General features: G+C 38.4%; 4 protein-coding genes and 1 pseudogene. 4 read left to right on the top strand and 1 reads right to left on the bottom strand.

Annotated elements, in window-relative coordinates; all coding sequences use genetic code 11:
• The first annotated feature begins 29 nt into the window (after window positions 1-29).
• From ligA to DV63_RS14945, 4 genes and pseudogenes are all read left to right on the top strand, one after another.
• On the top strand, window positions 30-2000 hold the full coding sequence (ligA, locus tag DV63_RS14960; protein ID WP_000597571.1) for an NAD-dependent DNA ligase LigA: 1971 nt from the start codon (window positions 30-32) through the stop codon (window positions 1998-2000).
• A 106-nt stretch (window positions 2001-2106) separates the two neighbouring features.
• Window positions 2107-2439 (top strand): ribbon-helix-helix domain-containing protein, encoded by a 333-nt coding sequence (locus DV63_RS14955; RefSeq protein WP_000399938.1) that lies wholly within the window; start codon window positions 2107-2109, stop codon window positions 2437-2439.
• A gap of 325 nt (window positions 2440-2764) precedes the next feature.
• Window positions 2765-3476: pseudogene (locus DV63_RS14950) on the top strand (ATP-binding cassette domain-containing protein).
• Window positions 3476-4231 (top strand): ABC transporter permease, encoded by a 756-nt coding sequence (locus tag DV63_RS14945; RefSeq protein ID WP_000500922.1) that lies wholly within the window; start codon window positions 3476-3478, stop codon window positions 4229-4231. The pseudogene DV63_RS14950 and the gene DV63_RS14945 overlap by 1 nt, the downstream one beginning before the upstream one ends.
• 56 nt (window positions 4232-4287) lie before the next feature.
• Here the strand turns inward: DV63_RS14945 and DV63_RS14940 are convergent, their stop codons facing one another.
• Window positions 4288-13851 (bottom strand): vacuolating cytotoxin domain-containing protein, encoded by a 9564-nt coding sequence (locus tag DV63_RS14940; protein WP_000639552.1) that lies wholly within the window; start codon window positions 13849-13851, stop codon window positions 4288-4290.
• Between the last annotated feature and the right edge of the window lie 60 nt (window positions 13852-13911).

The raw sequence follows: 13911 nt of genomic DNA, 5'->3' as shown, positions 1-13911 counted from the left end.
CTAATTTAGTTTAAAAGGTTTTTACAAACATGATAAAAAGCCAAAAAGAATATTTAGAAAGAATTGAATATTTAAATAATCTTTCACACCATTATTACAACCTTGATGATCCGATTGTAAGCGATGCCGTCTATGATGAACTTTATCAAGAATTAAAAACTTATGAAGAAAAAAACCCTAATAATATTCAAGCTAATTCCCCTACCCAAAAAGTGGGGGCTACTACCACCAATTCGTTCAATAAAAACCCCCATTTAATGCGGATGTGGAGCTTAGATGATGTGTTCAATCAAAGTGAATTGCAAGCATGGTTGCAACGCATTTTAAAGGCCTATCCTAGTGCTTCGTTCGTGTGTTCGCCCAAACTTGATGGGGTTTCGCTCAATCTTTTGTATCAACATGGAAAGCTAGTGAGTGCGACCACTAGGGGCAACGGCTCAGAAGGAGAATTAGTTAGCACAAACGCTAAACACATCGCTAATATCCCCCACGCTATCGCTTATAAGGGAGAAATAGAAATCAGGGGCGAAGTGATCATTTCTAAAAAGGATTTTGACGCTTTAAACCAAGATCGTTTAAACGCCAACGAACCCCTATTCGCTAACCCCAGAAACGCCGCATCAGGGAGTTTGAGACAGCTTGATAGTAAAATCACTAAAAAGCGTAAATTGCAATTCATTCCTTGGGGCGTGGGCAAGCATTCTTTAAATTTTATAAGCTTTAAGGAGTGTTTGGATTTTATTGTCTCGCTGGGTTTTAGCACTATTCAATACTTAAGCCTAAACAAAAACCACCAAGAAATAGAAGAAAATTACCACACCTTAATTAAAGAAAGGGATGGCTTTTTTGCTCTGTTAGACGGCATGGTGATCGTTGTGAATGAATTGGATATTCAAAAAGAGCTAGGCTACACGCAAAAATCCCCTAAATTCGCTTGCGCTTATAAATTCCCGGCTTTAGAAAAACACACCAAAATCATAGGAGTCATTAACCAAGTGGGGCGCAGCGGGGCGATCACACCGGTAGCTATCTTAGAGCCTGTAGAAATTGCTGGAGCTATAATTACCAAAGCGACCTTACACAATTATTCTGAAATTGAAAAAAAGAATATCATGCTCAATGATAGGGTGGTAGTGATTAGAAGCGGCGATGTGATCCCTAAAATCATCAAACCTTTAGAATCTTATAGAGACGGCTCGCAACACAAAATTGAACGCCCCAAAGTTTGCCCTATATGTTCGCATGAGCTTTTGTGCGAAGAGATTTTTACTTATTGTCAAAACCTTAATTGCCCAGCAAGGTTGAAAGAAAGCTTGATTCATTTCGCTTCTAAAGACGCTTTAAACATTCAAGGCTTGGGCGATAAAGTCATAGAGCAACTTTTTGAAGAAAAGCTCATTTTTAACGCTCTGGATTTGTATGCTTTAAAATCAGAAGATTTAATGCGGCTAGACAAATTTAAAACTAAAAAAGCTCAAAATCTATTAGACGCTATTCAAAAAAGCAAAAACCCTCCCTTATGGCGTCTGATCAACGCTTTAGGGATTGAGCATATCGGCAAGGGAGCGAGTAAAACGCTGGCCAGATACGGCTTGAATGCGTTAGAAAAAAGCGAAGCCGAGTTTTTAGAAATGGAAGGCTTTGGGGCGGAAATGGCGCGCTCTTTAGTCAATTTTTATGCGAGCAATCAGGAATTTATCCGATCGTTATTTGATTTGTTAAACCCTAAAAACAGCGATATAGCTGAAGAAAAGCAAGAAAGCTCTTCTATTTTCAGTAACAAAACGATTGTTTTAACCGGCACGCTTTCTAAACCACGGCAAGAATACGCTCAAATGTTAGAAAATTTAGGGGCAAAGATTTCTTCAAGCGTGAGTGCTAAAACCGATTTTTTAATCGTTGGAGAAAACCCCGGCTCAAAACTCGCTCTAGCGCAAAAACATGGCGTGAGCGTTTTGAATGAAGAAGAATTATTGAAGCGCCTTAAAGAATTGGATTAAAATTAAATTCTAAAGAAAAATTCCAATTTTCATTCTTAATGGATTTACCCACAAAATCCTATTTTATAGTAGAATGCGAAAAATAAAGATACTTTAAGGAGCAATAATGGAACACCATAAAGTGCACACAACCATTCAAGCTTTACAAGCGAAACGCAAAAAGTTGCTAACCGAATTAGCCGAGTTAGAAGCAGAAATAAAAGTGAGCAGCGAACGAAAGAGCGGTTTTAACATTTCGCTCTCGCCCAGTTTGTTAGCTGAAATAGAAGAAATAGAATACGAAGAAAAAACAAGTAAAGAGCGAAGAATCAACCATAGCGTTTTGCTCTCGCCTAGTTTTATGGCTAAAGTGGATGAATACATGAAAGAGAAAGGTTTTTCTAACCGCTCGCTCCTCTTTGAAAAAGCGTTGGAATTTTACATGTTAAAACACCCATAAAACCAATAACGGACAAAAAATGAGAGGGTATTTAGGGTTTTGATAATGAAAAATCAAAAACCCCGTTGATTTTTTAGGGTCTTTCTTATTTAAAGCTTTGGCTTTGTCTGTTTTTTGGAGTTGGAACGCTTTTTAAAATCGTTTTATATTTATTGTTTTATACGATTAGAGCGTATCTAATAGTAATACTTTTGGCTCGTTTTAACAAAGATTGGTTAATTTTTTAGCAACATTGCGCTAAATAAAACCATCATTTGAATACAATGACCCTAGATGGGATTTTAAATCATTTCTATCAAAGGGGATTTTATGCAAAGGGGATTTTATGATTTCTAATATCAGCATCACGCCTATAAAAAACATGCTCAAAAACGCTTTAAATATACAAGATTTTTCATTTAAAAATCATACTAGCACAGCTATTATTGGCACAAATGGTGCTGGAAAATCAACGCTTATCAACACTATTCTAGGCATTAGATCAGACTATAATTTTAAAGCACAAAACAATAATATTCCATACCACGACAATGTTATACCACAACGCAAACAATTGGGAGTTGTCTCTAACCTATTCAACTATCCACCTGGATTAAACGCAAACGACCTTTTTAAATTCTATCAATTTTTTCACAAAAACTGCACTCCAAATCTATTTGAAAAAAATCTTTTGAATAAAACCTACGAACACCTAAGTGATGGACAAAAACAGCGCTTAAAGATTGACTTAGCTCTTAGCCACCACCACCCCCAATTAATTATTATGGATGAACCAGAAACCAGCCAGTTTAGAGCAAAATGCTCTTATAAGACTATCAAATCTCATAAGCTTGCGCAACACCCAGAAACTTACAAGTATCATCGCCACTCATGATCCTATTGTCTTAGAGAGTTGCGAATGGGTATTGCTCCTTAAGAATGGCAACATTACTCAATACAAACCTTTAAACTCTACATTAAAATCTGTAGCTAAAACTTTTAACTTTAAAGAAAAACCAACCACAAAAGACTTATTAGCATTACTAAAGGATATTTAGTGGGAGCAATTCTATCTATCCTAAAACTTGAAATCAAATCTTATCTCACCAATACAAGCGCACTATTTTGGACTTTTATTTATCCTATTTTAATGCTCCTATTACTAATTTTTGTTTTTTCAAAAAATACCACTGAAATTTTTTACTTTAATAATATTATAGGTCTAATGGGACTCCTTATTATTTCTAGCGCGATCTTTGGTCTCACTCAAGCTATAACAAGCTCTAGATCGCATAATATATTCTTGTTCTACATGCTATCACCAGCAACTTTCAAACAAATAACTCTAGCATTAATCGCTTCAAGACTAATCGTTGTAATCCTATATGCTTTTATCTTTATTGTTCTCTCTTTTTATGCGCTCAATATCATCACTATTCTTAATTTTAAAGCGCTTATTTTGGGGTTTGTTAGTGTTTTTTCAAGCACATTGTTTTGTTTTTGCTTGGCAATTTTTGTAGCTAGAATTTTTCAAAACGAACAAAGCATCTTAGGATTTTGTAATATCATCAATCTCTATGCACTAATGTCTTGTAATGTTTTTGTTCCTTTAGAATACCTACCTAATATTGGTCAATTATTTATCAAAACATCTATTTTTTACTACCTTAATCAACTTCTAATCAAAGCTTTTCAAGGGATTGATATTATACTGGTTTTAGCAACTTCAACATTTTTCATTATTGGTGGCATTATTTTATTTTTACTAAGCGCTAATCGCATGTTACTAACACCAAAAGAACGCATGCGTTAAATACTTCCCATCATTGATTCGTTTAATGGCTCAAAAAAGGGGTAAGCCCCCACCTTTTAAAACGCTAAACGCATTCCAATATTTCCGGTGATGTTGATCATTTTGTAATCCAATCCAAACCTAGCCCCCACCCCAGCATTCGCATAAAAGCTTTTAAACAACCTCACTTCCCCGCCTGTAGTGATGCTCGCAAAAGTGTTATAAAGCTCGCCCTTTCTGTAACTCAAAGTGTTGTTACCAATGAAACGCACCAATTTATCCCCCATAGATCTCACAAGCAAATCCCTGCCAATGCCGCCAATCGCATAAAAATAAGAGTTTGTGTTAAAATAATGGCGGTTCTCAAAAGCAAAATCAATCGTTAAAACGGATTTTTTAGACGGATCCGCATTTGCTTTAAACTGGTTATAGAGCGTGTTATTCATCACTCCTTCTAAACCAGTCATGCCAATATAGTAATACCTTAAACCAATTTGAGGTTTTAAAATGATGCTTTTATTTTTAAACATGAAATCATACCCATAATTGACTCTCGCGTTCGTCGTCCATGTGCTGTAGTTATAAGACTGGTTGATCACAGAAAGCAAAGTGTCAGCAGAACTGATTTGGGTTTTATTAGCCCCCCAAGTTTCATTAACGCTAAAGGTCAGCTCGCTCTTTTTGGTAAAAGCCCTCGCATACAAGCCCACATCTACATTATCCGATTTAGAACTAGTGATGCGTTCATAAAACCCGCTATACCCATAAGCCGCATACCCTCCAACAATCACACCCTTAATGAATCTGTCATAGCCTACATTGACACCATAGAGCGTCCCTGTGCCATTTCCCACAAAGCTTACGCCCCCAACGCCGGTTGCCCAAAGGTTGTTTTTTAATTTATTCCTTTGAGAGTATTTTAAAATCACATCCATCGCGTTAGGGATTGCATCAGCAAATCTTTGGTTTTTAAGGCTGCTCAAGCGTTCGCTAAAATCCGTTGAATCAAAGGAAGCGAAATTAGAAAGCTTGGCTAGACGGCCCATTTGTTGCGTGTAAGTGTTGAGTTGCAAAACATCGGTGGAATTGTTTTTGAGACTGGGTTTAGTGAGCATGCCTAAAGCGCTGCTCACATCTTCCATTAAAGTCACAATGTGTTTGGTGGGCGTGTCTTGCAAATAGTAAGGTGCGAACAAGGGATTACCTCCTTTAGCCACAAAAAGCGCATTCAACCAATTGACAGCGTTATGGTTAGCCGATTTGATCGCATTCAAACCGGCACTGCCTTGAATGTGTTGGATATAGTATTCCAAACTAGGTGCATGAATATCCATGGGTTTCTCTGAAACAGTGACCTGAACCTTATCATAAAGGATAGATGAATACACCATTTGCCCTTGATTGTCTTTAAAGCTTACCACAAGACCCCCATCTTTAATATTGACCGGTTGGTTGTCATAGCTTAACGAATCGCCATTTAATTGCATGCGTTTGCCATTAAAGTCAATCAAAGTGTAGAGTTTGAGGTAATCGCTCAAGCTCCCTCCACGAATGATTTGATTGTCATAACCATAAAGCATGCGTTTAGCGTCCATAAGCGTGTAAGCGCCCTGTTTAAGTTGGGTGTTTAAGTTGATTAGAGTCTGGTTGTTATAAGACATGATCGTGGAAGTGCCAGTTACATTAATAATCGTTTGATGGGTGGGGTTATTAAGATTAAAGATTAATGACCCTTCGCTCTTGAAATCGCCCCCCACATTCAAACCATTTTCATTCGTGCTGAGGATCGCTCCTTTTAGCACATTGAGATTACCGCTAATATCAGCCCTATGATTAGACTTGTTGTTAAAAGCGTTATTCACGATCAAGTTATTGGCTTTAAAAGTGGCGTTCGCCCCTAAATCCAAAGTTCCGATCGTGGTATTTTGTAAGACTTTTGAAAAATCCACTAAGCCGTTCGCTTTAATTGTTCCTAAGAAAGCAAAATTATTCGCATTCACTTCTAAAGTTTCATCGGTTGGAGCGCTTGTGTTTGAAGAATTAGCTTTTTTCTCGCTCATGCAATTTAGCACATTCACGCAAATCTGACCTTTTTGAACGCTAATGTCATTTTTAGGAGCATTCAGCGTTAAGCCGTTGGTAGCGTTTAAGGTATCTAGTGAAATGTTAGAAAAATCTTGAGAAATAAATGAAAGCCTGCCCTGATATTGCGTGAAATTAATGGTGTTTTTCCCGTTAAAGATAATGGACTTGCCCGCTACAAAATCCAATTCCCCCCCTGTGGCGTTATTGAACGAGCTGTTATTCACAAACACATGGTTTTTAGCCACGAAATTAAAATTCCCTTTTTGCCAGAGATTGTGCAAACCTTTAGGTTTGAGCAAAGAACCCATGCCCAATTGTTTTAACTCATCTTGTAAAGGTTTAGGCAGTATGGATCCCAAACCTTGATAATAAACGCCTCCAAAGCCCTTATCGGCAATAATCTTATTGATCATTTGCCCTAAAACTTGATTGCTCATGATTTTATCCACTACGCCTTCGCCTAACAAATCGTTCAGCACTTTTTGACCCATTCCAGAAATCGCGCCCAATAATTCCTTACTAGGATTAGTGATGCTATTTAAAGCGATATTCACTAACACGCTTAAATCCTGCGGACCCAGCCAAGAAATGAGCTTATTGATTAAGGGGGCTTGATGGATCATTTGATTGAGAATATCCCCAAAGGTCGTTTTGTCTAAGAAACTCTGTAAGTCTTTGGTATCAGAGTTAGAACCTATTTTATCAAGGGCTTGATTTAATCCTCCAGGCACAAAATTATTGGCAAAAGAACTCAAGCTTTGTTTTCCATACCAGTTATTGATGAAATTCTCTACATTTTCAATCCCTAAAGTTTTAACGATGAATTTTTCAAACCCTGAAGAATGGGCTTGGATTTGTTCTAAAAGCATTTGATCGATTTCTTTTCTTTTTGCTGGATCCAATGCGTTTAAAAGCCCGTTTTCACCAAAAACATCGCCCACTGTTTTAGAATTTAAGATTTCCATGATCGCGTTTTTGAATGCGCTCACGCCTAAGAGGTTATTCACTTCAGTAGGGCTAAGCAAAGAGTTTAAAGTCTTAGATCCAAAATCTTTAGGGATCATGCTGGCTAGATCTTTAGGGATAGCGTTATTGTTCAAACTCTCTTCATAAATAATATTAGAAAGGATATTCCCCAAGCCCTTTTCCCCAAAAAGCTTTTCAATGCCACCTTGCCCCAGATAAGAAAAGATTTTATCGGTCCCTTGAGCGTCAATATTGGCTTGATTGAGCACCAAATTAGTGCCGCTTTCAAAAGACACATTCGCGCTCCCTCCGCTCCCCCAAGCGTTCCCGCTGCCGATGGTTCCGGTAATGTAAATGTTTTTAGCCCTAAAATTAGCGTTAATGTAGCCTAAATAAGGCGAAGTGGAATGGAGCAGTTGCCCTAAATCAGTTTGTCTGAACATCTGGCAAGTGTTATCCCCAATTGCGCATGGATTTTTATACCCATCGCCTCCAAACCACACCACGCTGTTAGTGTTCGTTTGCCCCTCTTTGATTGCCCCTACCACGAGATTGCCTTGAGAGAAATGATAATTAGCCGTGTTGGAAAAACCATTGATAATACCTAGTAAGCTCTTCCAATTTTCTTGAGTTAAAGTGATACCATATTTCTTTAAAATATCAAAAAGAGTTTCAAAACTATTCGGGCTATTGAGATTGAGATGATCTAAAGCCCCTGAAGATAAAAGATTGGCTATTTTAGGCAAAAATTCCTTACCCAAGCTGGCAATAACGCTTAAATCTTGTTTAGTGATAGCCTGATTATAAATGTGTAAGGCTTGTAAGGGTTGGTTTTGCGCGTTATAAGTCCCGGGTATTTCATGGTTTTGATTAAAGCCTTTGATATTGCTATTCAAATAATAAGTACCGGTCTTATCGCTTGTGTAATTATAGGAATTCGCGCTTTCATCATAAGGGTTTTTTTGGTAATCATACAAGCTAGGAGCGAGATTAAATGCCGTATTATTAGAAGCGCCGTTTTGAGAGATCTGCACTTTCAAGCGGTTGTTATGCAAGGTTTCTGTAATCGTTTCAGTCGTATTGAGCGGGTTAGTGAAACTCCAAGAATGAACGCCGTTATTAAACGAGTAATCAGCCTTGTCAATCTGTATGCCGTAAAAACGGATCTTCTCATAGCCGTTATTCCCCATCAAACCCTGAATGTTTTGAGCTTGTAAAATATTATAAACTAAGGGCTTGTTTTCTGCATCAAATAAATTCACATTAGACAGATTCAAAATCCCTTGAGTTCCAAAGCTGAAATTCCCGCTTGCATTAATAAATAAAGCGTTATTGCCATTGCCTAAAAGGTTTAGAGCGCCATTTAAAAGAACGCTTTGAAAATTCAGGGTGCTGTTGTTGCTTAAATCAAATGAAGCGTCTGCATTAAAGGTTGCTAGTTTAGTGAAAGAAATTTGAGAATTATTGGCATAAAAACTCACAGGAGCGTTAAAAACGCTATCACCATTGAAGTTCAACAAGCTTGAGCCGTTGAGGTTGAAATTCGTTTCCCCTTCTACGCTAAGCGTATTAAAGCTCGCTTGAGAACTTTCAGCTAGATTCATCGCAGAGTTTTGTTTAAAAGTGGAAGCCCCTTGGAAATTGATATGGATATTTTTAGCCCTTAAATTGAGCGTGGCTTGATTAAAATTCGTATTCCCTTTGAAATTGATAAGGCGTGTGGAGTTGCCAAAATCAGGCGTTTTACCAAATAGCGGGATGCCATAAAAGGTTACATTAGCGTTATTGAAATTTGCTTGATTGAAGCTTACTTGAGCGTTAGGGTTCAAATTCAAATAAGACACCCCGTTAAAAGCGGTTGTGCCGTTAAAATTCACCACGCTGTTGTTGTAAAAAGAAAGGCTTGAAGCGTTTTCTAAAGTCGTCTGAGTTTGGCTATCCCCAATATTAATAGCAGCGTTGGGCTTGACTGAAAGCCTGGAATTATTGAAAGTCACATTCCCATTCAATGAAGACTGATTCACATTCTTAGACACATCAATGACTATTTGAGAGTTATTGAAAACAATGTTATTAGCTTTCAAATCATAGCGGATGCCCCCCCCTAAAATGGAATTAGAAAAAATCAAATCCGTATTCGCAACCATATTCACATACGATGAGCCGCTCTCAGTCGCTCCGTTAATATTGGTCCAGCCGCTAAAAGTGGTGTTTTCAAAAGCGATACGCCCTGAATTGAAATTAAAGCCTCCCCATGTGAAATCTCTAAAGTTAGAGTTTTTAATTTCCATAGAAAGCTTGGAATTAAAATTCGCCCATGAATGCTGGCTCGCGCTGGTTTGTAAGCCCATAGCCACGGTTTGGAAATTCGTGTAATCCAACCCGTCAGCGTTCAAGGTTTCATCAGCGTTAAAACTGATCGTCGCCCCACCGCCAGCGTTAGGGTTGCCGACATTAAAATTATTCGTTAAAAAGATATTAGTCGCGTTGAAATTGCCATGCAAATACAGCAAATTATTCTTACCAAACCAGATAGATCCGCCATTGTTATTGGTCTTTTCTTGAGCGCTCCCTAAAAGCAAAGTCCCTACCACCGTAGCCCCAAAGTTCAGCGACCACGCAAAAGCGCTAGAGCCGATAAGGTCTTGATTTTTATAAGGCGCGATATAGCACACGCCAACACACACAGGGGTTTTTCCTGGAATGAAATCAAATTGCTTCCTCACTTGACTCCAAATATCCTTAGAATCAGCGTCTGTGTGGAAAGGCGAAGAATGGATAGTGAAATATTTGTAAGTGATAGAGTTAGAATTAAAAGTTTCTTCAAAAACAAATTTTTGGCCGTTGCTTTGAGTGAATTGCACAAAAAAAGTGTTATTATCCGCTCTTAATAAAGTCCCTCGTTCGCCACCATAATGAATCAGATTCCATAAATTTTTTGAAAAAGCGTTATCCGCCGCAATTTCATTATTATATTTAATGTTATTCCCGCTTAAAAGCGTGTAGGTGGTGTTGTTGGTCAAATCCCTTTCAATGTTAAAAACACTATTATGGTCAATAGCGATTGATCCTTGAAGGCGGCTGAAAGGATCGCTGTTAATGAGCGTGTTTACGCCTTTAAAGGTGGTGTTTTTAGTGTCGTTAAACGAATAGCTCCCGCCATTAAACGAGTTGTTGTTAAAAATTAGATTTTGCGCTCTGGCGTTGATATTGTAAGAATTGAAAGTGTTGTTTTCTAGGGTTAGGGAATTTCCGGCACTGCTTTCACCCCCTTTATAAATCAAAGTGCCGTTATCGCTAAAATTAACATTCTTAATCACGGCATTTCCGTTAGCGCTAGCGTTATCCACGCCAAAATTCCCCTCTCCACTCACAGACCCCCCATTAAAAGTAATATCATTCGCTTTAAGGTTAAAGCCTCCATGCGGAGTTTGGTTTCTAAAATTTGCGTTTGTTGCATTCAAGTTGCCGTTATTGACAATGAAATTCATCCATGAATTTTGCAAACCGGCTTTATCGCTATCCAAACTAGCGTTAGCGATATTCAAACGCTTTTGAGCGTTAAACACCAAAGTCGCACCCCCACCGGTTTTAGCCCCATTGCCGGAGCGAATCGTGCCGGTAATATCAATTTGATTGGCTTTAAAAACGCCTTGAATATAGCCCACTAGCCCCCATTCAGCCCCTGAAGTTTTCCCAAAACCCACCACGCTATTAGAAGCGGGATTCGCTCCAGCAAGAAAAGGGGTGGTTTGGTTGAACACTAAAACGCTGTTAGCGCCGCTATAATCTTGCGTGAAAACGCCTGTGCCAGCAGTCTTCCAAGTCGTCATGCCATTAAGATAGAATACGGTGTTACTGGCGTTATTATTGATATTTTTAAGATGAAATACATCATTATGGATATTCACGCAATGCGTATAGCCTAGAGTGCATAAACGAGTGAGCGTGATCCCATTATTAAAATTTTCTTTGATGTAGTAAGTCAAGCCGTTATCGGTGAATTGGACATTATAAATTTTAGTGCTGCTTGGCGCGGATTGATTTTTATCCACTAGCGTGCCGCTAGGGTTTTCCCCACTAATCCAACGCAACATTTGATACAAAGCGTTATTGTTATCCTTATAATCCACGCTTTTAGCGTTAAGCAATTGGTAAGTCGTGCCTACGCTTAGGCTGCTCAAAAGCCCTTGCATGTTGAAAATAACGCCCTTATTGAAAGTAAAATCCGTTTGAGCGCCGTTTATTTTGAATTGGTTATTCACATTAAAGGTGTCATCAGTAAAACTGACTTTAGGAGTATTATTGAAATTAAACACGCCCCCATTGAACGAGTTCCCACTAAAATCCACTTGCTTGGCGTTAAAATTAAACGATCCGCCATTAAACGAGTTGTTGTTGAAAGCGTCTGTCTGCTCTGCATGGTTGAAATTAAACGAACCACTATTAAATTTGTCTTCATTAAAGGTGTTATTCGCGCCATCAAAAGAATAAGAAGCGTCATCTAAAACGGATTTTTCAATGGTGGTCTTGCCTTGAAACTTAAAATTCCCTGCTAAAAAGTTCGTGTTTTTAAAAGTGTAAGAATTTTCAGCGCCTTGAAATTTGTAATAGGCTTTGTTGAAATTCACGCTATCAAAAGCGCCATTACCGGTAAAATCATACCCCCCACCCGTCCAATCGTAAAAATCAGACTGAGAAACATTGATTTTAGCGCTCCCAGAGCCATTCCCTAAAGCGACAAAAGTCATGTAAGAGTTTTGTGAAGTGGTTTTTAAGTTTTTAAAGGTAGCCCCGGCGATATTGACTTCAGTCGCACCCACAAAATTCAAAGTCGCCCCCCCACCGGTTTGAGCGCCGTTACCAGTCATCATGTTACCGGTGATATAAACCCTATCGGCTGTGAAAGTGCCGGTGATATAGCCCGTTTTCCCCCAATTGACTCCCTCATACCCCCCAAAACGCACCGTGCTGTTAGATTTAGGGATGCTGCCATTAGCCCAAGGGGTCGTAGCGTTAAAGACTAAAGCGCTGTTTTTCCCGCCATAGGTTTGAGCAAATCTCGCATTAGTGTAATTCCAAGTGTTTAAGCCGTTAAGATAAAAAATCGTGTCAGCTCTATCATCTTTAATATTTTTTAAATTAAAAACATTGTCATGGATATTCACGCTATTGGTGTAGTAAATATCGTTCGCGCCATAATAAATAGATTGTAAAACAATAGAATCAGGGCTAAAAATTTGTCTAAAATGATAGAGCGTGCCACCTAAATTGTAGGTTACATAGTAAGTGTGGGTGTTGTTGGAAGTAGCGTTTTTGCTGTTGTCTTTTGTGGCTTGCGTGTTTTTAAGCCTGATGATATTCCATAAATTACCCACATCATTATAAGTGATGTTGCCATTTTTCATGCTAAAAAGCGTGTAAGCGCTCCCTATGCTAGGCGTGTAATTTTGAATATTAAAAATCGCATTAGGATTAATGGTAACTTTAGCGCTCATATTAACAAAGGGTGAAGTGGGGTTGTTGATCGTGGTTGTGCCTTGAAAATTAACATTAGTATTAGATCTATTAAAAACAAACCAACCCCCATTAAAGGTCAAATTATTAAAAGTAATATTACTCGCATTAAGAATGTAGGCGTTTCCTATAGTATTAGCGTTGCCATTAGGCATGCTCCCTAGAGTGCTGTTATTAAAGGTAACGCTATTGGCGTTAAGATTGAGTTTATAATGATTGATATTAGAGTTAGTGAAGGTGATGCTCCCCCCAATACCATTCCCACCCTTATAGGTGAGCGCGCCGTTATTATTGAAAGTCACTCCGCTAATGGTGGTTGTGCCGTTGCTATCCACATTATCAAAGCCAAAATTCCCACCATTGACGATCCCACCATTATAAGTAATCTTTCGCCCCATAGCATTAAAGCCCCCATTAGGGGTTTGGTTGCCAAAATCCGTGTTTGTCAAATTCACGCTGTTATTGGAAATCAAATTGATCCAAGAAGTTTGCGTCCCGGCTCTGTTATTTTGAAAATAAGCCCCGTTAGTGTTTAATTCGTTTGAGCTTTCAAAAACCAGTATCGCTCCCCCACCGGTTTTCCACTCATTACCTGAGCCAACAGCCCCTGTGATAAAAATGTCTTTTGCCTTAAAAACCCCTGTAATAAAACCTACATAGCCCTTTTCCCCAAACCACACAGAAGAATTATTGGGCGTTGAAGAAGCGTTTTTTGTCCCTATATACAATTTGCTGTTGTTGTAGTTTTGCGTAAAACTCCTACTCCCCCCAGCCCAAGTGCGTAAAGGGCTGATATAGTAGGATTTGTTGTTATTATTTTCATTCACGCTATTGAGCCAATACACCGAACTATTATAATCTTCAGCACTCAAAGCTGAAACAAACCCTAGCCCTAAGAAGATTTTTTTGTTAAAGGATAGAGAAGAATTTGAATGCGTTTTTAAGGAGTAAATTGTCAAAGGCGAGTTTTTGATTGTATATTTTTTAGCGATTTTCTTTTTAATGCCCTTAAAAGAGCGGTTTTTGCTAAAGCGTTCATTCTTTAAATCTATTTTATTGTTTTTATAAATCATGGCTTAACCCTTTTAAGAGTTATTATACAGCAAAAATAACCCAACTCCCTTAACAACCAG

This window comes from Helicobacter pylori FD535, assembly GCF_000296015.2.
GTDB classification, from domain to species: Bacteria; Campylobacterota; Campylobacteria; order Campylobacterales; family Helicobacteraceae; genus Helicobacter; species Helicobacter pylori_CT.
This window is presented reverse-complemented; position numbering and strand designations above follow the sequence as displayed.